Annotated in this window: 17 protein-coding genes; 8 read left to right on the forward strand and 9 right to left on the reverse strand. The window is 58.1% G+C overall.

The genetic code is table 11. The features are described from left to right. Nucleotides 1-59: 59 nt before the first annotated feature. The 5 genes from rplT to AACS24_RS20085 form a co-directional block, all read right to left on the reverse strand. Complete coding sequence (gene rplT, locus AACS24_RS20065) at nucleotides 60-416, reverse strand: 50S ribosomal protein L20 (RefSeq protein ID WP_005300683.1); 357 nt, start codon at nucleotides 414-416, stop codon at nucleotides 60-62. Nucleotides 417-431: 15 nt separating this feature from the next. Next, nucleotides 432-629 carry a 50S ribosomal protein L35 gene (gene rpmI / locus AACS24_RS20070; protein WP_005300673.1) on the reverse strand — a complete coding sequence of 66 codons (198 nt, stop codon included), beginning with the start codon at nucleotides 627-629 and terminating at the stop codon, nucleotides 432-434. Nucleotides 630-715: 86 nt separating this feature from the next. After that, nucleotides 716-1,264, reverse strand: a complete 549-nt coding sequence (gene infC, locus AACS24_RS20075) for a translation initiation factor IF-3 (RefSeq protein WP_084059495.1) — start codon at nucleotides 1,262-1,264, stop codon at nucleotides 716-718. A gap of 3 nt (nucleotides 1,265-1,267) precedes the next feature. Further along, nucleotides 1,268-3,196 carry a threonine--tRNA ligase gene (thrS, locus tag AACS24_RS20080; protein WP_108571785.1) on the reverse strand — a complete coding sequence of 643 codons (1,929 nt, stop codon included), beginning with the start codon at nucleotides 3,194-3,196 and terminating at the stop codon, nucleotides 1,268-1,270. A 232-nt stretch (nucleotides 3,197-3,428) separates the two neighbouring features. Then, nucleotides 3,429-4,016 carry a tetratricopeptide repeat protein gene (locus AACS24_RS20085; protein ID WP_181364243.1) on the reverse strand — a complete coding sequence of 196 codons (588 nt, stop codon included), beginning with the start codon at nucleotides 4,014-4,016 and terminating at the stop codon, nucleotides 3,429-3,431. 173 nt (nucleotides 4,017-4,189) lie between these two features. Between AACS24_RS20085 and AACS24_RS20090 the strand changes: the two genes are divergently transcribed. Beyond that, nucleotides 4,190-5,245: a PA0069 family radical SAM protein gene (locus AACS24_RS20090; protein WP_108571787.1), complete on the forward strand. Its 1,056-nt coding sequence runs from the start codon at nucleotides 4,190-4,192 to the stop codon at nucleotides 5,243-5,245. A 167-nt stretch (nucleotides 5,246-5,412) separates the two neighbouring features. On the opposite strand, the gene AACS24_RS20095 is transcribed toward AACS24_RS20090, so the two are convergent. Next, nucleotides 5,413-5,568, reverse strand: a complete 156-nt coding sequence (locus AACS24_RS20095) for a hypothetical protein (protein WP_181364244.1) — start codon at nucleotides 5,566-5,568, stop codon at nucleotides 5,413-5,415. Nucleotides 5,569-5,830: 262 nt separating this feature from the next. Between AACS24_RS20095 and AACS24_RS20100 the strand changes: the two genes are divergently transcribed. Beyond that, a complete protein-coding gene (locus tag AACS24_RS20100) occupies nucleotides 5,831-7,228 on the forward strand; it encodes an alpha-amylase family protein (RefSeq protein WP_181364245.1) in 1,398 nt (465 codons plus the stop codon). A 115-nt stretch (nucleotides 7,229-7,343) separates the two neighbouring features. Here the strand turns inward: AACS24_RS20100 and gyrA are convergent, their stop codons facing one another. Continuing rightward, nucleotides 7,344-10,091 carry a DNA topoisomerase (ATP-hydrolyzing) subunit A gene (gene gyrA, locus AACS24_RS20105; RefSeq protein WP_108571789.1) on the reverse strand — a complete coding sequence of 916 codons (2,748 nt, stop codon included), beginning with the start codon at nucleotides 10,089-10,091 and terminating at the stop codon, nucleotides 7,344-7,346. A 198-nt stretch (nucleotides 10,092-10,289) separates the two neighbouring features. Here gyrA and ubiG point away from each other — a divergent pair, with 198 nt between their 5' ends. From ubiG to yfaE, 5 genes are all read left to right on the forward strand, one after another. Beyond that, nucleotides 10,290-11,006, forward strand: coding sequence for a bifunctional 2-polyprenyl-6-hydroxyphenol methylase/3-demethylubiquinol 3-O-methyltransferase UbiG (gene ubiG, locus AACS24_RS20110; protein WP_108571790.1), 717 nt, complete (start codon nucleotides 10,290-10,292; stop codon nucleotides 11,004-11,006). Beyond that, a complete protein-coding gene (locus tag AACS24_RS20115; protein WP_108571791.1) occupies nucleotides 11,006-11,692 on the forward strand; it encodes an HAD family hydrolase in 687 nt (228 codons plus the stop codon). The genes ubiG and AACS24_RS20115 overlap by 1 nt, the downstream gene beginning before the upstream one ends. 625 nt (nucleotides 11,693-12,317) lie before the next feature. After that, nucleotides 12,318-14,585, forward strand: coding sequence for a class 1a ribonucleoside-diphosphate reductase subunit alpha (gene nrdA / locus AACS24_RS20120; RefSeq protein WP_181364246.1), 2,268 nt, complete (start codon nucleotides 12,318-12,320; stop codon nucleotides 14,583-14,585). An 80-nt stretch (nucleotides 14,586-14,665) separates the two neighbouring features. After that, a complete protein-coding gene (gene nrdB / locus AACS24_RS20125; protein WP_108571803.1) occupies nucleotides 14,666-15,799 on the forward strand; it encodes a class Ia ribonucleoside-diphosphate reductase subunit beta in 1,134 nt (377 codons plus the stop codon). After that, nucleotides 15,796-16,119 (forward strand): class I ribonucleotide reductase maintenance protein YfaE, encoded by a 324-nt coding sequence (yfaE, locus tag AACS24_RS20130; RefSeq protein WP_181364247.1) that lies wholly within the window; start codon nucleotides 15,796-15,798, stop codon nucleotides 16,117-16,119. The genes nrdB and yfaE overlap by 4 nt, the downstream gene beginning before the upstream one ends. A 135-nt stretch (nucleotides 16,120-16,254) precedes the next feature. Here the strand turns inward: yfaE and mltA are convergent, their stop codons facing one another. Beyond that, the gene (gene mltA, locus AACS24_RS20135; RefSeq protein WP_108571793.1) at nucleotides 16,255-17,406 is read right to left on the reverse strand and encodes a murein transglycosylase A; all 1,152 of its coding nucleotides are present in this window, start codon (nucleotides 17,404-17,406) and stop codon (nucleotides 16,255-16,257) included. A gap of 149 nt (nucleotides 17,407-17,555) precedes the next feature. Here mltA and AACS24_RS20140 point away from each other — a divergent pair, with 149 nt between their 5' ends. After that, nucleotides 17,556-17,807, forward strand: a complete 252-nt coding sequence (locus AACS24_RS20140; RefSeq protein ID WP_108571794.1) for a DUF1289 domain-containing protein — start codon at nucleotides 17,556-17,558, stop codon at nucleotides 17,805-17,807. A gap of 107 nt (nucleotides 17,808-17,914) precedes the next feature. Here AACS24_RS20140 and AACS24_RS20145 read toward each other — a convergent pair. Further along, nucleotides 17,915-19,300, reverse strand: a 1,386-nt coding sequence (locus tag AACS24_RS20145) for a fructose-specific PTS transporter subunit EIIC (protein ID WP_258223006.1), incomplete at its 5' end; no start/stop codon positions are given.

Here is a 19,300-nt window from a genome sequence, read left to right on the forward strand (position 1 = left end):
ATATTACACCAACAAAAAAGGAGGCCTGAGCCTCCTTTATTTTTTATAACAGAGCTGGATTAGACCAGAGCTGCTTTAGCTTTTTCAACCAGGGCGGTGAAAGCCAGCTTGTCGTGAACGGCGATATCGGACAGGATCTTGCGATCGATCTCGATAGAAGCCTTCTTCAGACCGTTGATCAGACGGCTGTAGGACAGACCGTTCTGACGGGCAGCAGCGTTGATACGTGCAATCCACAGCTGACGGAACTGACGCTTTTTCTGGCGACGGTCACGGTAGGCATACTGACCAGCTTTGGTTACCGCTTGTACCGCTACGCGGTAAACACGGGAACGGGCGCCGTAGTAACCCTTGGCGGCTTTCATTACTTTCTTGTGACGAGCACGAGCAGTCACACCACGTTTAACTCTTGGCATTTTTCACATCCCCCCTTATGCGTACGGCAGACAAGCGACAACACGTTTGTGGTCGGCAGCGGAAACAAAGAACTTCGGTCCCAGCTGACGCTTACGCTTACTGCTCTTCTTGGTCAGGATGTGACGCAGGTGGTTGTGCTTGCACTTGAAGCGACCTGAGCCAGTCTTCTTGAAGCGCTTTGCGGCGCCCCGGTTGGTTTTCATCTTCGGCATTTCATACTCCGCATTGTGAGTGACAACAAAATCGCAAGGCGAACCGACTCATGGAGCGAGCCCCATGAGTCAATTTCTTGTGGGCCTTAAGATTTCTTCTTAGGTGCGAGAACCATCACAGCTTGACGGCCTTCGACTTTCGGGAACGACTCGACTACGGCCAACTCTTCCAGATCGTTCTTGACGCGCTCCAGAACCTTGATACCAAGCTCCTGGTGTGCCATTTCACGACCACGGAAGCGCAGGGTGACCTTAGCTTTGTCCCCGTCTTCCAGAAAGCGAACCAGGTTGCGTAGTTTTACCTGATAGTCGCCTTCGTCAGTGCCAGGACGGAATTTGATTTCCTTGACCTGGACGACTTTCTGCTTTTTCTTCTGTTCTTTGGTTGTTTTGCTCTTTTCGTAGAGGAATTTGCCGTAATCCATGATCCGGCAAACGGGCGGCTCAGCATTTGGACTGATCTCGACCAGATCAACTCCGGCCTCTGCGGCCAAGTTCAGAGCATCCTGAATGGAGGTGATGCCAATGGCTTCACCATCCAGACCAGTCAGACGAACTTCTTTCAGACGGATCTCTTCATTGATCCGGTGAGCGCGGGCTTGCGGTTGCTTGCCCAGTTTTTTTCCGCCTTTTATAGCTTATTCCTCCACTTTCTTTTGTCCGCGGGTCTGAACTTCCTGGGTCAACAGAGCGATGAACTCTTCAACAGGATAAGTGCCCAGGTCAGCCCCTTTACGAGTACGTACTGCAATCTGGCCGGCTTCAACTTCTTTATCGCCACAGACCAGCATGAACGGTACTCGCTTCAAAGTATGCTCGCGGATTTTAAAGCCAATCTTCTCATTTCTCAAGTCCGCTTTTGCGCGAAGGCCCGCATCATTCAATGCTTTGGCTACTTTCACCGCATAATCGGCCTGATTGTCCGTGATATTCATGACCACAGCCTGAGTCGGTGCCAACCAGGTCGGGAACAGACCGGCGTACTCTTCAGTCAGAATACCGATGAAGCGCTCGATGGAGCCCAGAATTGCACGGTGGATCATCACGGGTACGTGGCGATCGTTATTTTCGCCCACATAAGTGGCACCCAGACGACCAGGCAGGGCAAAGTCGAGCTGCACGGTACCACATTGCCACGCACGATCAAGGCAATCGTGCAGGGTAAATTCAATTTTGGGACCGTAGAACGCCCCTTCACCCGGCTGCAGATCGTACTTCAGACCGTTGAGCTCCAGCGCTTCTGCCAGCGCTTTCTCGGCGCGATCCCACATCTCGTCAGAGCCGATACGCTGCTCGGGACGAGTGGAGAGCTTGACCACGATGTTCTCGAAGCCAAAGGTACCGTAGACGTCATAGACCATACGAATACAGCCGGAGACCTCTTCCATGATCTGCTCTTCGGTACAGAAGATGTGAGCGTCATCCTGAGTGAAGCCGCGCACCCGCATCAGACCGTGCAGGGAACCGGACGGCTCGTTGCGGTGGCAGGAACCAAACTCGGCCATACGCAGCGGCAGATCGCGGTAGGACTTCAGACCCTGGTTGAAGATCTGGACGTGACCCGGGCAGTTCATCGGCTTGATGGCGTACTCGCGGTTTTCGGACTGGGTAGTGAACATGGCCTGGGCGTATTTCTCCCAGTGACCTGAACGCTCCCACAGAACGCGGTCCATCATGAACGGACCTTTCACTTCCTGATAGTCGTACTCTTTGAGCTTGCCGCGGATAAAGGTTTCCAGCTCACGGAAGATGGTCCAGCCATCGTTGTGCCAGAACACCATGCCCGGCGCCTCTTCCTGCATGTGATACAGGTCGAGCTGCTTGCCGATCTTGCGGTGGTCGCGCTTGGCGGCCTCTTCCAGACGCTGCAGATAGGCCTTGAGCTGCTTCTTGTCAGCCCAGGCGGTACCGTAGATACGTTGCAGCATCTTGTTGTTGGAGTCGCCACGCCAGTAGGCGCCGGACATCTTCAGCAACTTGAAGTGGTGGCAGTGACGCATGTTGGGCACGTGCGGGCCACGACACATGTCGATGTACTCTTCGTGATGATAGAGACCTGGCTGGTCATCACGGGCAATGTTCTGATCCAGGATTTCGACTTTGTAAGACTCGCCGCGCGCCTCGAATACATCGCGCGCTTCTTGCCAAGAGACTTTCTTCTTGATGACGTCGTAATCCTTGGCTACCAGCGCCAGCATGCGCTCTTCCAGGGCAGCCAGATCTTCATCGGTCAGGGTACGGTCAAGATCAACGTCATAGTAGAAGCCGTTGTCGATGACAGGACCGATGGCCATCTTGGTCTGGGGCCAGAGTTGCTTGATAGCATGACCCAGCAAGTGGGCGCAGGAGTGGCGCAGGATGTCCAGACCTTCTTCGTCTTTGGCGGTGATGATGGCCAGCGCAGCATCGGCGTCGATCAGCTCGCACGCATCTACCAGTTCACCGTTTACCCGACCGGCAATGCACGCCTTGGCGAGACCGGGACCGATGTCCGCAGCCACATCCATGACGGAAACAGAGTGGGCAAATTGACGTTGGCTGCCGTCAGGCAGAGTAATGATTGGCATTATGTGTTTCCTTATACAGTGGTGACCCCTACCAAAGGTCACATGCGGGATGGAAAAGAGATTCAAAAAGGTGATGTTCTGGTTCTCCACAGCACTTTGCGAAGACGGCCTGACACGCAAACAGCGTGTCTAACGTGACAAACCAAGCCAAAACGGCCCCATGCTACCAGAAGTCGGGCGCGCTGTATCGGATTTGCAGATATTTTCTACAGTCAAATGAGTCGCCTGCCGACTATTCACCAAGCAGGGATTGCCAGTTGAAGTCAAAGTCACTGCTCCCCTCCTCTGCCAGCGCCAGCTCTTGCAGCACCTGAAGCGCCAGTTTGTTGCCCTTTTGAGCCGCCTGATAGAGCCACTGTTTCCCCTGCGAGAGATCGACACGCCCGCTCGCCCCCATCAGATGGAGTACCCCGACTTTCAGCATCGCCGGCACATCGCCATTACGGGCGGCAAGATCCATCCAGTGAAAGGCTTCGCGCAGATCCCGCTTCACCCCGGTGCCACGCAAATAGGCATCCGCCAACCGGTATTGGCCAAAGGAATCGCCCGCCTGCGCCGACTGGCGATAGAGCGTGATGGCCCGATTGATATCCTGCTCGCTCCCCTGCCCCACTTCATGGCTCCAGCCCATCAAGGCTTGCGCCCGAGGTTGGCCTTGATCGGCCAGTGGCGACCAGATCCGGGTCGCCTCATCGAAGTGACCGATACGCCAGGCACGGTTGGCAGCAGCCATCTCCTGCTCGGTGGAGAGCGGAAGCTGACGCCAGATAACCAGCGCAATCAGACCGATAAATAGCCAACGGGAAGTGGTGGGGCTCATGATGATTTCCGTGATCCAGTTCTCATTTCGTCTATGTAAACGAAATGTAGCGCCGCAATCAAGCAAGAGATCCCTGCAACAACCCTTTTTGTACCCGGTCGCTCAGCAGTAGTTGTCATTTATCCGGGGCACCTGCAAAATAACTGTATGTATAAACAGTACTGGTGCGCACCATGGCAGGACGAGGCAGTCCCCACAATATCGATCACCGTTTTAGCGGCCCCCTTGTCGAAGCGGTCGATGACGGCTGGCAATCGCCCGATGGGGATGCCACCTTCACTCCTTCTGTGCCTGGCACCGAGGTGCGGGAGATCGATGCACGCAGCATCATCAGCTACAACAGCTCTCCGGATGTCCCCTTTGGTCGCTCCATCAACCCCTATCAGGGGTGCGAACACGGCTGCATCTACTGCTATGCCAGACCAAGCCATGCCTATCTGGAGCTCTCCCCTGGCCTTGATTTCGAGAGCAAGCTGTTTGCCAAACGCAATGCAGCCGATCTGCTGCGCCGGGAGTTTGCCAAACCTGCCTATCAGCCACAGACCATCTTCATTGGCGCCAATACCGACCCCTATCAACCCATCGAGCAGCGCTATCGCCTCACCCGGCAGTTGCTGGAAGTGATGCTGGCCCACCGCCATCCGGTCGGGCTCATTACCAAGAGCGCCATGATCTTGCGCGACCTCGATCTGTTGACCGAGCTGGCCAGAGAAGGACTGTGTCAGGTGATGGTATCGGTGACGACCTTGAACGAAACCCTGCGCCGACAGCTGGAGCCCCGCGCCAGCACGGGCGCCGGCCGCTTGAAAGTGATCGAGAAGCTGGCCAACGCTGGCGTACAGGTGGGGGTATTGGCCGCCCCCATGATCCCGCGGCTCAATGAACCGGAGCTGGAGCAGATCATCAAATCGGCCGCCGATGCTGGCGCCAGCTGCGCCGATTACATCCTGCTGCGGCTGCCCCACGAGCTGGCGCCGCTATTTTGTGACTGGCTCGATACCCACTATCCGGGCCAGAAGGAGACTATTTTGAATCAGTTGCGAGCCAGCCGCGGTGGCGGGCTCAACAGTACCGCCTTCGGTACCCGCATGCGCGGTGAGGGGCACTTTGCCGACCTGCTGGCCCAGCGCTTTCGCCTCATCAGCAAGCGCCTCGATCTGGGCAAACGTCATATTCAGCTCAGACTGGATAGGTTTATCCGCCCCGGGGAGCAGCTGTCGCTCTTCTAATCCCCCTGCTCACGCCCTTCACACATCAGGCGTGCCAAGAGGTTGAGAGGAAGATATGCCGCGATACATCCTGTGGAAAACCCGCTTTCCTAATTTTCCAAATTGGCCAACGAAGTAGCCATGTCGCCGCAAGAAAGCGCTACCCGCTAATAGAGAGGGCTAACGCCTTAGCCTGCGCGCTGATCACGATCCTGTTGCACCATTTCAACCGGCAGCCGCGAGGGTTCATGAGCCACTTCGTGCTCATCCTCTTCATACTGCGGCACCTCTGACTCGCCCCATACCCGGCTCCACCAAATTTCCCACGTGATCCAACTTGTCATATGCAGCTCCTGACGGTGAAGGTGATAGCAACAACGCACCACTCCCCTGGCAGGATAGCGGCTGGGAATGACAGGGAAATGACAAAAAAATCACTTGTAAAAAAGCAACTGGCGGTGGCGAGGAAAAGCCGAAACAGTTCACATATTCGGCGAAATCATCCTGAAAGCGGTCACAAATCTGCAGGTTGTGGATTGCAGCTCACTCTGTTCCCGCCAAAGCTGGCTTGCCCATTCAGGCATCTATAAAAACAGGGACACAATAATGAAACACACAGCGGGAATATGGGCGATCGCAGGCATGCTGATCGCCCCCTTGGCGCACGCCGACGTCATACTCCACGCCTTCAACTGGAAGTACAGTGAAGTGACCGCTAAAGCCGACCTTATCAAGTCGGCTGGCTACAAACAGGTACTCATCTCACCGCCTCTCAAATCATCAGGCAACGAGTGGTGGGCCCGTTACCAGCCGCAGGATCTGCGCCTTGTCGACTCCCCTCTTGGTAACAAGCAGGATCTCGAGCAGCTGATCGCCGCCATGAAGGCGCGGGGTATCGCCGTCTATGCCGATGTGGTGCTCAACCACATGGCCAACGAAAGCTGGAAACGCAGCGATCTCAACTATCCCGGCAACGAGCTGCTACAAAGCTACGCCAGCAACCCGGCCTATTTCGAGCGCCAGAAACTGTTTGGCGATCTGGGGCAAAACTTCCTCTCCGGTCAGGATTTTCATCCGGAAGGGTGCATCGGCGACTGGAGCGATCCGGGTCATGTCCAGTATTGGCGACTCTGTGGCGGTGCCGGTGACAAGGGGCTGCCGGATCTGGATCCCAACAACTGGGTGGTGAGCCAGCAACAGGCCTATCTCAAGGCGCTCAAGGGGATGGGGATCAAGGGTTTTCGGGTCGATGCGGTCAAACACATGAGCGATTACCAGATCAATGCCGTATTCACCCCCGAGATCAAACAGGGGATGCACGTGTTTGGCGAGGTGATCACCACGGGGGGCGCAGGCAGCACCGATTACGAGCGTTTCCTCAAACCCTACCTCGACAGCAGCGGCCAGGGAGCCTATGACTTTCCGCTGTTTGCCTCCCTGCGCGGCGCGCTGGGGTATGGCGGCAGCATGAACCTGCTGGCGGATCCGGGCGCCTATGGTCAGGCGCTACCGGGCAGTCGAGCCGTCACCTTTGCCGTGACCCACGACACCCCCACCAACGACGGCTTCCGCTATCAGATCCTGAGCCAGACTGACGAGAAGCTGGCCTATGCCTACCTGCTCGGCCGCGATGGTGGCTCGCCACTGGTCTATTCGGATCACGGCGAGACCCAGGCCAAGGATGGACTACGCTGGCAGGATTACTACCAGCGCGCCGATCTCAAGGGGATGATCCGCTTCCACAATACGGTGCAAGGCCAACCGATGCAGCTGGTCGGCAGTAGCGACTGCTTCGTGCTGTTCAAACGGGGCAAACAGGGCCTGGTCGGCATCAACAAGTGCGACTACGAACAGGAGTACTGGCTCGATACCGCCAGGTTCGAGATGAACTGGTATCGCAACTATCGGGACGTGCTCGACCAAGGCGCCGTGGTCAACGTGCAGAGCCAGTGGGTACGGGTCGCCATTCCCGCCCGTAGCGCCAGAATGTGGCTGCAGGAGTGATCAGGCCAGCACCCTGCCCGACTTTCAGTCGCCTGTCATAAGCAGACAAATAAAAAGAGCGACCACCAGGGTCGCTCTTTTTGATCAGAGACGTTGCTCGGGTAACAGGTGACGATTACTCGTCGCCCGCTTCCCCTGCATCGACTGCATCAGTGCCGGTCGCGGTATCGGTACCTTCAGATACCTCACCGTCAACGCCCAAAGCGTCGTTCTCGTCTTCGTCGCTCTCGGCGATGCGCTGCAGGCCAACCACGGTCTCGTCTTCACCGGTACGGATCAGACGGACACCGCCGGTGTTACGGCCAATGACGCTCACCTCGGCAACACGGGTACGCACCAGGGTACCGCCGTTGGTGATCAGCATGATCTGGTCGGTATCTTCGACCTGGATCGCATCGATCACCTTGCCATTGCGCTCATCCACCTTGATGGAGATAACGCCCTGGGTACCACGGCTCTTGGTCGGGTATTCGGCCAACGCAGTCCGCTTGCCGTAACCGTTCTCGGTGGCGGTGAGGATGGCACCTTCGCCGCGCGGAACGATGAGGGAAACCACCTTGTCACCAGCGCCCAGCTTGATGCCGCGTACACCGGCGGCGGTACGACCCATGGGACGCACGCCCTTGAAGGTGACCTTGCTTTCGGTGCCTTCGCCGTTGTCGCTGCCATCATCGTCATTGCCGGCATCGTCGTCGGTTTCAACGTCATCGCTGACATCGGCATCAGCGCGACCGCTGCCTTCCGCGAAGCGAACGACTTTACCCGCATCGGAGAAGAGCATGATCTCGTTGCTGCCATCGGTGATATCCACCCCGATCAGCTCATCACCCTCTTTGAGGTTGATGGCGCGGATACCGGAGGAGAGCGGACGGCTGAAGTCAGAGAGGCTGGTCTTCTTCACGGTACCGTTGGCGGTGGCGAAGAACACATACTTCTCGGCGTCATATTCCTTCACCGGCAGGATGGCGGTGATACGCTCACCCTCTTCCAGCGGCAGCAGGTTGATGATCGGACGACCACGGGCGCCACGGGACGCTTCCGGCAGCTGGTAAACCTTGAGCCAGTAGACCTTGCCACGGGTGGAGAAGCACAGAATGGTGTCGTGGGTGTTGGCCACCAGCAGACGCTCCACAAAGTCCTCTTCCTTGATCCGGGTGGCCGACTTGCCACGACCACCGCGGCGCTGGGCCTCGTAGTCGGAGAGCGGCTGATACTTCACATAGCCCTGGTGAGACAGGGTAACCACCACATCTTCCGGGGTGATCAGATCTTCGATGTTGATCTCGGCACTGGACATGCTGATCTCGGTGCGACGCTCGTCGCCATACTGCTCGCGCACGGCCAGCAGTTCATCGCGGATCACTTCCATCAGACGAGCCGGGCTCGCCAGGATGTGCAGCAGCTCGGCGATCAGATCCAGCAGAGATTGGTACTCTTCCAGGATCTTCTCGTGCTCGAGGCCGGTCAGCTTGTGCAGACGCAGGTCAAGGATGGCCTGGGCTTGCTGTTCGGTCAGGAAGTATTGGCCTTCACGGATACCGAACTCCGGCTCCAGCCACTCTGGCCGTGCCGCGTCGTCGCCCGCCTTTTCCAGCATGGCGGCCACGTTGCCAAGTTCCCAGCCCTTGGCAACCAGGCCCGCTTTCGCGTCGGCCGGGGTCGCGCTGTGGCGAATAAGCTCGATGATGGGATCGATGTTGGCCAGCGCAACCGCCAGACCTTCCAAAATGTGCGCCCGATCCCGCGCCTTGCGCAGTTCGAACACGGTCCGGCGAGTCACCACTTCACGACGGTGCAGCAGGAACGCATCCAGGATCTCTTTAAGGTTCATCACCTTGGGCTGGTTGTTATCGAGCGCCACCATGTTGATGCCGAACGTGGTCTGCATCTGGGTGTGCTTGTAGAGATTGTTCAGCACAATCTCGCCGGACTCGCCGCGCTTGATCTCGATAACGATGCGCATGCCGTCTTTGTCAGACTCATCGCGCAGGGCACTGATGCCCTCGATCTTCTTCTCTTTGACCAGCTCGGCGATCTTCTCGATCAGTCGAGCCTTGTTCACCTGATAGGGGATCTCGTGAACGATGATGGTCTCGCGACTGGTCTTCTCGTCCACTTCCACTTCAGCTTTGGCCCGCACATAGATGGAGCCACGACCGGTACGGTACGCCTGCACGATGCCGGAACGACCGTTGATAATGCCGCCGGTGGGGAAATCCGGGCCGGTGATGTAGGTCATCAGCTCGTCAATGGTGAGGTCGCCGTTCTCGATCAGCGCCAGGCAGCCATTGACAATCTCGGTGAGATTGTGAGGCGGAATGTTGGTCGCCATGCCCACCGCGATACCGGAGGAGCCGTTGACCAGCAGGTTGGGAACCTTGGTAGGCATGACCGCCGGGATCATCTCGGTGCCGTCATAGTTCGGCACCCAGTCCACGGTCTCTTTGTCCAGATCAGCCAGCAGCTCGTGTGAGATGCGGGCCATCCGCACTTCGGTATAACGCATCGCCGCGGCGCTGTCGCCGTCGACTGAACCGAAGTTGCCCTGACCATCGACCAGCATGTAACGCATGGAGAAATCCTGCGCCATCCGGACAATGGTGTCATACACAGCGCTATCGCCGTGCGGGTGATATTTACCGATTACGTCACCGACCACACGGGCCGATTTTTTATAGGGCTTGTTCCAGTCGTTCCCCAACTCGTTCATAGCAAACAGAACGCGGCGGTGAACCGGTTTCAAGCCATCACGCACATCCGGCAGAGCTCGTCCTACGATCACGCTCATGGCGTAATCAAGATAGGAACTCTTGAGCTCTTCTTCGATGTTGACCGGCGTGATCTCTCTGGCCAGATCGCTCATAGAAAGCCTTATCCCTAATTAGTTGTTCTTTGGCTTAAACAGCGCGACATGGTAACACACTGAGCCAAATACCTTAAGCCACAAATCGGGTATCAGATCGGGCTGGTGTGACAAAGTCCGTCCGTTATAATGCCCGCCAGGACAATAGATTGCGCCCATGACTCAGAAGCGGGCGCCCTGCCACAGGATCTTCGAAAAATGAACAGTGATGCCAATGTCGATCTGACAGAAATCGCCAAGTTTGAAGCCATCGCCTCCCGCTGGTGGGACATGGAAGGTGAATTCAAACCCCTGCATCAAATCAATCCGGTACGCCTTGACTGGATCACCGACAAAAGTGGCGGTCTGTTTGGCAAGCGCATGCTCGATATCGGCTGCGGTGGTGGCATCCTCTCCGAGAGCATGGCCCGCCGTGGCGCCAGGGTCACCGGCATCGACATGGGCAAGGAGCCCCTCGGCGTCGCCCGCTTGCACGCTCTGGAGCAGGGTGTCGAGCTCGAGTACCGCCAGATCACCGCCGAAGCCCATGCCGCCGAAGTGCCGGGCCAGTATGACGTAGTCACCTGCATGGAGATGCTGGAGCATGTGCCGGACCCCGCCTCCGTGCTGCGCGCCATCGCGACTTTGGTACGCCCGGGCGGCCGGGTGTTCGTCTCCACCATCAACCGCAACCCCAAATCCTATCTGATGATGATCATCGGGGCCGAATACCTGATGAAGATGGTGCCCAAGGGTACCCACGATCACAAAAAATTCATCACCCCGGCCGAACTGTGTCGCATGGGTGAAGCGGCTGGCCTGCTGGTGCGGGACATGAGCGGCGTCCACTACGCCCCCCTCACCAACCAGTTCAAGCTCGGCAAAAATGTCGACGTCAACTATATGGTGGAGTTTGTCCGCCCGGAGCACGGTTGATGAGCGCCTCTCACCCTCTGCCCCTGCGCTGTGTGCTGTTCGATCTGGATGGCACCCTGCTCGACACAGCCCCGGATCTGGGGGCCGCCGTCAACCATGTACTGATAAACGAAGGCTTTGCGCCGCTTTCTGACGAGATCATTCGCCAGACCACCTCCCACGGCGCCCTCGGGCTGCTCAGGGCGGGGCTCGGCGATGATCTGCTGGAAGAGCTGGGGACCACGCGCCTGCGCAGTGCCCTGCTCGACTACTACGCAGCCAATCTTTGCGTCGGCACCCGCCCCTATGAAGGGATGGTGGATCTCATCGAGTGGCTCGACGAGAAGCAGCTGCCCTGGGGCATCGTCACCAACAAGCCAGCCTTTCTCACCGAGCCGCTGCTGGCGGCCCTGCCCGAGCTCGCCAGTTGCGGCGTCACCGTCAGCGCCGATACCCTGCCGGTACGCAAGCCCGACCCTGCCCCCATGTATTTTGCCTGCGAGAAGCTCGGCGTCGAAGCGAGTCACTGCCTCTATGTGGGGGATCATGTGCGCGACATCGAAGCGGGCCGCAACGCCGGCATGCGCACTGCAGTCGCTGGCTGGGGCTATCTCAATGATGAGGAAGATCCTGCCCAGTGGGGCGCCGATCTGCACTTTGATACCGTGCAGGCGCTGCACCACTGGCTGCGCTACGAGCTGGGCTGAAACTGCCGGTCGTAACGTAGCAAGAGTTGGGGCATCAGGGATCGATGCCCTTTTTTGCGGCCTTCTCCTGTCCCGACAGCTAACGAGAAGAGAGCGTAGATGGATAGCCAAGGCAACTTTAACTGTCGCAAAGAGTCCATATGACAACCTTGCTCCCATTTCACTGAGGCAACTGTCAGCAAGCAGACCGAGAAAGTGCGCTTCACATTTTGCAGTGACAACCGAGAGCTGGACAGCTTTTGTCCCTTGTTGGGCAATGGATAATCAGCCGCGGTTTGCTAGTAAAAAGGCCCCCTTTTCGCAAGCAAAAAAAGTTATTTAAATTTTCCATCTTCGATCGGGAGGCTTGCATTTGACGAAGCGGACGAATGAAAACCCGCTCACTGTGAGCAACCACTAACAGAGACAACAACACCCACAATTTATCCACAGCAAGCCAGTTATCCACACATTGCAATGCGCAGTCGACCTCACTATCTTGTAGCTCGACATCAAAATAACACTATATCTTGTGATTCATCGCACAATAGTTACCCAACAACTGCACCGGCCCGTCCTCCTGTGACCGCCTGCAGCCGGGTGGCGTGCGATGGTTTTTCGGGAATCAACTAAAGGTCATCAGCCAATGAACTTGTTTGTGACGAAGCGTAACGGACACAAAGAACCCATCGATCTGGATAAAATTCACCGCGTGCTGGACTGGGCCGCCGAGGGTCTCGACAACGTGTCGGTCTCCCAGGTAGAGCTCAAGTCCCACATCCAGTTCTATGACGGTATCCGTACCGCCGACATTCACGAAACCATCATCAAGGCAACGGCTGACCTCATCTCCGAGCAGACCCCGGACTACCAGTACATGGCTGCCCGTCTGGCCATCTTCCACCTGCGCAAGAAGGCCTACGGCCAGTTCGAACCGCCCCACCTCTACCAGCACGTGGCTCGTCTGGTCGACATGGGCAAGTACGACAAACACCTGCTGGGAGACTACACCCAGGCCGAATTCGAAGAGCTGAACGCGCACATGGATCACTGGCGCGACATGAACTTCTCCTACGCGGCGGTCAAGCAGTTGGAAGGCAAGTATCTGGTACAAAACCGCGTCACCGGCGAGATCTACGAGAGCCCGCAGTTCATCTACATCCTGGTAGCGGCCTGCCTCTTCTCCAAGTACCCGAAAGATACCCGTCTGGACTACATCAAGCGCTTCTATGATGCAGTCTCGACCTTCAAGATCTCGCTGCCGACCCCGATCATGAGCGGCGTGCGAACCCCGACCCGTCAGTTCAGCTCCTGCGTACTGATCGAGTGCGACGACAGCCTGGATTCCATCAACGCCACCGCCAGCTCCATCGTGCGTTACGTCTCCCAGCGCGCCGGTATCGGCATCAACGCTGGTCGCATCCGAGGTCTGGGCAGCCCCATCCGTGGCGGCGAAGCGTTCCACACCGGTTGCATCCCCTTCTACAAATACTTCCAGACTGCCGTGAAGTGCTGCTCCCAGGGCGGCGTGCGCGGCGGTGCGGCCACCCTGTTCTACCCGCTGTGGCACACCGAAGTGGAAAGCCTGCTGGTGCTGAAGAACAACCGCGGCGTGGAAGAGAACCGTGTCCGTCACATGGACTACGGCGTGCAGATCAACAAGCTGATGTACCAGCGCCTCATCAAGGGCGGTGACATCACACTGTTCTCCCCGTCCGATGCGCCGGGTCTGTACGATGCCTTCTTCGCCGATCAGGACAAGTTCGAAGAGCTCTACGTCAAGTACGAGCAGGATCCTGCCATTCGCAAGAAGACCCTCAAGGCAGTCGATCTCTTCTCCCTGATGATGCAGGAGCGTGCAGGTACCGGTCGCATCTACATCCAGAACGTCGATCACTGCAACACCCACAGCCCGTTTGATCCGAGCGTGGCGCCGGTACGCCAGTCCAACCTCTGCCTTGAGATTGCGCTGCCGACCAAGCCGCTCAACAACATCGACGACGAGAACGGCGAGATCGCCCTGTGCACCCTCTCCGCCTTCAACCTGGGTGCCATCGACAAGCTGGAAGATCTGGAAGAGATGGCCGATCTGGCCGTGCGTGCCCTCGATGCCCTGCTCGACTATCAGGACTACCCGATTGCCGCCGCCAAGCGTGGCAGCATGGGGCGTCGTACTCTGGGGATCGGCGTCATCAACTACGCCTACTACCTGGCCAAGAATGGTGCCCGCTACTCTGACGGCTCCGGTCTGGCGCTGACTCACCGCACTTTCGAAGCGATCCAGTACTACCTGCTGAAAGCCTCCGTGCAGCTGGCCCGCGAGTTCGGCCCCTGCCCGCTGTTTGGCGAGACCACCTACGCCCAAGGCATTTTGCCTATCGATACTTATAAGAAGGATCTGGATGTACTGTGCAACGAGCCACTGCTTCTGGATTGGGAAAGTCTGCGTGAAGAGATCAAGTCCGTGGGTCTGCGCAACTCTACCCTGACTGCCCTGATGCCGAGCGAGACCTCCAGCCAGATCTCCAACGCCACCAACGGCATCGAGCCGCCGCGCGGCCTGGTCTCGGTCAAGGCCTCCAAAGACGGCATTCTCAAACAGGTGGTGCCCGAGTATGATCGCCTGAAAGATCAATACGAATTGCTCTGGAAGCAACCGAGCGTTGACGGCTACCTGCAGCTGGTCGGTATCATGCAGAAGTTTGTGGATCAGGCGATCTCCGCCAACACCAACTACGACCCGGCCCGTTTCGAAGGCAACAAGGTGCCGATGAAACAGCTGCTGAAGGACTTGCTGACCGCCTACAAATACGGCCTCAAGACCCTGTACTATCACAACACCCGTGATGGTGCAGACGATGCCCAGACCGATCTGCAAGATGACGGTTGCGCTGGCGGGGCTTGCAAAATCTAAGTCACGGCAAGATCTGATAACCGGGCGGGAGCATGAAGCTCCCGCTCTCCTGTTTTCTCTATTCACATATTCTGGTAACCATGGCCTATTCAACTTTCTGCCAAACCCAAAACGACCAGCTCAAAGAGCCGATGTTTTTTGGCCAATCGGTCAACGTAGCCCGTTATGATCAACAAAAGCACGAAGTGTTCGAGCGCCTGATCGAGAAGCAGCTCTCCTTCTTCTGGCGCCCGGAAGAAGTGGATGTCTCCCACGATCGCATCGACTATCAGGCCCTGCCACCCCACGAGCAGCACATCTTCATCTCCAACCTGAAGTACCAGACCCTGCTGGACTCCATCCAGGGCCGCAGCCCGAACGTCGCCCTGCTGCCGCTGGTCTCCATTCCGGAGCTGGAAACCTGGATTGAGACCTGGGCCTTCTCCGAGACCATTCACTCTCGCTCCTACACCCACATCATCCGCAATATCGTCAACTCACCGGCCCAGGTGTTCGACGATATCGTGACCAACGAGCAGATCCTCAAGCGTGCTGGCTCCATCAGCCACTACTACGACGATCTGATCGAGTCGACCGCGCTCTACAACCTGCACGGTGAAGGAACCCATACGGTCTCTGGCCGCGAGGTGACCATCACATTGCGCGGGCTGAAGAAGAAACTCTATCTGTGCCTGATGAGCGTCAACGCGCTGGAAGCAATCCGCTTCTACGTCAGCTTCGCCTGTTCGTTTGCCTTCGCCGAGCGCGAGCTGATGGAAGGCAACGCCAAGATCATCAAGATGATCGCCCGTGACGAAGCACTTCATCTGACAGGGACGCAGCATATGCTGAACCTGATGCGTACCGGCCAGGATGACCCCGAGATGGCCGAGATCGCCGCCGAGTGCGAACAGGCCTGCTTCGAGATCTTCAAGGAAGCAGCCATTCAGGAGAAAGAGTGGGCCGAGTACCTGTTCCGGGACGGCTCCATGATCGGCCTGAACAAGGACATCCTCTGCCAGTACGTTGAGTACATCACCAACCTGCGCATGAGCGCGGTCGGCCTGCAACCCGCCTTTGCCGGCACCAAGCAGAACCCGATCCCCTGGATCAACACCTGGCTGTCGTCTGACAACGTACAGGTCGCCCCGCAAGAGGTAGAGGTAAGCTCCTATCTGGTCGGTCAGATCGACAGCGAAGTAAATGCCGACGATCTGGGTGATTTCGAACTGTGAGTGACGCCACCAACACGCTGACCCCTGCCCCGCACGCGCCTGCCGAACAGCATGCGATCGTGGCACCGCGGGTACATACCCGGGATGGTGCCGTGCTGCACGCCCATCCCGGCGAAAGCGTGTTGGAGACCCTGGAGCGCCACGGTCATCACGTGGAGTTCCAGTGCCGCAGCGGCTATTGCGGCGCTTGCCGCACGCCCTTGCTGGCAGGCTCGGTGCACTACGCCGCCGTGCCGCTGGCGTTTGTCTCGCAGGGAGAGTGCCTGCCCTGCTGCTGCAAACCGGTCGGCGCCATCAGGCTGGATATCCAGAAACGCTGATCCTGTTTGCAACACCTCGTGCGTACAGCCAAAGAGACCAAAACAAAAAGCCGCCGGATTGCTCCGGCGGCTTTTTACATCTATCTCGATGCCTAAGTGGGCTGCTGGCTGATACACCACCCGCCAGCTCTGGCGTTACAACCAGGGTGCGGCAGTCGGCCCATGGTGCAGACCCAACTTCCAGACCCGGCCGAAGTGCTTGTAGTGACCCGCTGCGACACCGGCCTTCTCGCCCATGCCGTGGTAGAGGTCGAGGTGGCCCTTCTTCACCGCTCCGCCCACATCCAGCGCAATCAACAGCCGCAGCTGATGCTTGCCGGTCCAGTTGCCCTCTTTGTCGAGCAAGGGCACTTCGGCGAGGATTGGGGTTCCCATCGGCAACAGGGTCTTGTCGGCAGCAACGGCCGCCATTGGCAGCAGCGGAATACCGGCAGCACCGATCACATCGTTGGTCGGGCGGCGCTCAAAGAAGACATAGGAGGGGTTCTGCTCCACCAGCTCCTTGACGCTCTCCTCCGGCTGGCGGCTCGCCCAATCCTTGATGGCTTTCATTGACATCTGCTCTTTGGGCACTTCACCGCGGTCGATCAGCACCCGGCCGATACTCACATAACCGTGGCCGTTCTTGCCGCTGTAGCCCAGATACTGCAGCCGGTCCTCATCGCCATAGTGCACAAAGCCGGAGCCCTGTACGTCCATCAGGAAGTTGTCGATAAGGGATTTGCTGTAGCCCAGCTCCAAGCCGCGGTTGGCCAGCGCCCCCTGATGGATCTGGGCCCGGGTCGGACAACGGCTGCCACAGTTGGGCATGGCATAAATAGGATATTTGTACTTGGCATCGGGACGACGACGCACCTCCAGTACTGGCGAGTAGTAGCCGGTGAAGAGCACGTTACCCATCCGATCCGCCCCGCCCAGCTGGGCCAGGCTGATACCGTAACGGGTGATGTCGGTAGGGTTGCCGCCGTTAGCCACCCAGCGGGAGAGCTTGTGGTAGAGCTCGCCATAACGGCGGTTCATTTTGCCGGAACGCTCCAATACCAGCCGGCTCTGCGGGCCAAACTTGCTGTAATCGGCTCGTGCACGGCTATTGACCCGCTCAACCCTGACAAGCTCCCCCGGCAAGGTGCCGTCCAGATACTGCTTGCCGAGATTTACCGGCACCTCGCAGTTTAGGAAACATCTGTTGTCGGTCTGTTTTTTGGGCACCTGATTTTGCTCAGAGTTGCCTGCACACCCGGCCAGACCCAGCACCACGGCGGTCAGCCAGTACGCGTGTTTATTCATATGTCCTCATATAACGCCAATAGCCATGCTCGGCGGGGAAGATGCCAAATTTGCAGGGGGAAAGCAAACGACATCAATCACTTGAAGAGGGATTTCGCCAAAGGTGACGGCTGGGTTATAACAAGGTGACAGGATGTGCGAGGTGATGGATGGAACAGCTCGAAATCTTCCCGCTGCAGAGCCCCTGCATCGGGGTCTGCGAAGTGAACAACAAGGGCTACTGCAAAGGGTGTTTGCGCAGCCGCGAGGAGCGTTTCAACTGGCTCGCCATGACCCCCGCCCAGCAGCAGGATGTGATGCGTCTGTGTCGCGCCCGCAAGGCGCGGGTTGAAACAGCCCGCCGCAAGGCACAGGAAGGAGCCCAACCCGAGCAGCCAGAACAACCGGGCTGGGATTTTTAACCTCCGCCTACCTGCAATCCCCTCTCACAGCTCACCTATACCCTCGGCAAAACCAAAAGCGGCCCGCAGGCCGCTCTTGGTTATGACGTTTTGTCGGGTGGCAAGGCTTATGCGGTGGCCAGTTTGGCCTGCTCTTCACCGCGCTTGAGCATGGCGTAGGAGACACCGGTCAGCAGCGAACCTGCCGCAATCGCCACGATATACATCATGACGTTGCTGATGGCGTGCGGGATGAAGAGCACAAACAGACCGCCGTGGGGAGCCATCAGCTCGCAGCCGAACAGCATGGAGAGCGCACCGGTCAGGGCGCCGCCGACCATACAGGCCGGGATAACGCGCATCGGATCCTTGGCGGCAAACGGAATGGCCCCCTCGGAGATAAAGCACAGACCCAACACGAAGGAAGCTTTGCCCGCTTCCTGCTCCGCCTTGATGAACTTGGTGCGGGCCAGGAAGGTGGCGATACCCATACCCAGTGCCGGCACCATACCGGCGGCCATCACGGCAGCCATCGGGGCATAGGTTTTGGAGGCCAGCAGGCCGACCCCGAAGGCGTAGGCTGCCTTGTTGACCGGGCCGCCCATGTCGAAGCACATCATGGCGCCGATGATGACACCCAGCAGCACGGCGTTGGCAGAGCCCATGTTGTTGAGGAACTCGGTCATGGCATTCATGATGCCGGCCACCGGACCACCCACTACGTAGATCATCACCAGACCGGTAAAGAGGCTGGCAAAGAGCGGAATGATAAGGATCGGCTTGAGCGCTTCCAGGGTCACCGGCAGGCGCACCTTGTCGCTCAGGTACTTGGCGCTGTAACCAGCCAGAAAACCGGCCACGATCCCACCGAGGAAACCGGCGCCCAGCGAGCTTGCCAGCATGCCGCCGATCATGCCGGGAGCGAGACCCGGGCGGTCAGCGATGGAGTAGGCAATGTAACCGGCCAGCACCGGGATCATCAGGGCAAAGGCAGAGCCGCCACCGATCTTCATCAGAGCCGCGGCCAGAGTGCCTTCCACCTTGAACGCCTCGATACCGAACACGAACGAGAGCGCGATGATAAGGCCGCCCGCCACCACCATCGGCAGCATGAAGGAGACACCGGTCAACAGGTGCTTGTAGGGGCCGGCTTTTTCCTCTTTCTTGGGCTGGCTGGCACCGCTGTGGCGATAGGTTTTCGCCTCGGTCCACGCCTTGTCGAGCTCGGCGCGGGTTTTCTTCAGTGCCGCACCGGTGCTGGTGCGATAGACCGGCTTACCGTCGAAACGGGCCATGTCCACCTCGATATCGGTGGCGAGGAACACCAGATCGGCAGATGCAATCTCCTCGGCAGTCAGGGCGTTTTGGGCACCGACCGAGCCTTGGGTCTCGACGCGGATCTGATAACCCAGCTGTTTGGCCATGGTTTCCAGCGCTTCTGCCGACATAAAGGTGTGAGCCACCCCGGTCGGGCAGGCAGTCACCGCCACAATACGCTTGCCAGCGGCGGCGGG

Origin of the sequence: Aeromonas sp. HMWF016, from assembly GCF_963878195.1 — a bacterium.
GTDB lineage: Bacteria > Pseudomonadota > Gammaproteobacteria > Enterobacterales > Aeromonadaceae > Aeromonas > Aeromonas lacus.

What these genes read in the sequence shown, in the direction of transcription:
- rplT (WP_005300683.1), bottom strand. Translation starts at nt 416, where the DNA reads ATGCCAAGAGTTAAACGTGGTGTGACTGCTCGTGCTCGTCACAAGAAA.
- rpmI (WP_005300673.1), bottom strand. Translation starts at nt 629, where the DNA reads ATGCCGAAGATGAAAACCAACCGGGGCGCCGCAAAGCGCTTCAAGAAG.
- thrS (WP_108571785.1), bottom strand. Translation starts at nt 3,196, where the DNA reads ATGCCAATCATTACTCTGCCTGACGGCAGCCAACGTCAATTTGCCCAC.
- AACS24_RS20085 (WP_181364243.1), bottom strand. Translation starts at nt 4,016, where the DNA reads ATGAGCCCCACCACTTCCCGTTGGCTATTTATCGGTCTGATTGCGCTG.
- AACS24_RS20090 (WP_108571787.1), top strand. Translation starts at nt 4,190, where the DNA reads ATGGCAGGACGAGGCAGTCCCCACAATATCGATCACCGTTTTAGCGGC.
- AACS24_RS20095 (WP_181364244.1), bottom strand. Translation starts at nt 5,568, where the DNA reads ATGACAAGTTGGATCACGTGGGAAATTTGGTGGAGCCGGGTATGGGGC.
- AACS24_RS20100 (WP_181364245.1), top strand. Translation starts at nt 5,831, where the DNA reads ATGAAACACACAGCGGGAATATGGGCGATCGCAGGCATGCTGATCGCC.
- gyrA (WP_108571789.1), bottom strand. Translation starts at nt 10,091, where the DNA reads ATGAGCGATCTGGCCAGAGAGATCACGCCGGTCAACATCGAAGAAGAG.
- ubiG (WP_108571790.1), top strand. Translation starts at nt 10,290, where the DNA reads ATGAACAGTGATGCCAATGTCGATCTGACAGAAATCGCCAAGTTTGAA.
- AACS24_RS20115 (WP_108571791.1), top strand. Translation starts at nt 11,006, where the DNA reads ATGAGCGCCTCTCACCCTCTGCCCCTGCGCTGTGTGCTGTTCGATCTG.
- nrdA (WP_181364246.1), top strand. Translation starts at nt 12,318, where the DNA reads ATGAACTTGTTTGTGACGAAGCGTAACGGACACAAAGAACCCATCGAT.
- nrdB (WP_108571803.1), top strand. Translation starts at nt 14,666, where the DNA reads ATGGCCTATTCAACTTTCTGCCAAACCCAAAACGACCAGCTCAAAGAG.
- mltA (WP_108571793.1), bottom strand. Translation starts at nt 17,406, where the DNA reads ATGAATAAACACGCGTACTGGCTGACCGCCGTGGTGCTGGGTCTGGCC.
- AACS24_RS20140 (WP_108571794.1), top strand. Translation starts at nt 17,556, where the DNA reads ATGGAACAGCTCGAAATCTTCCCGCTGCAGAGCCCCTGCATCGGGGTC.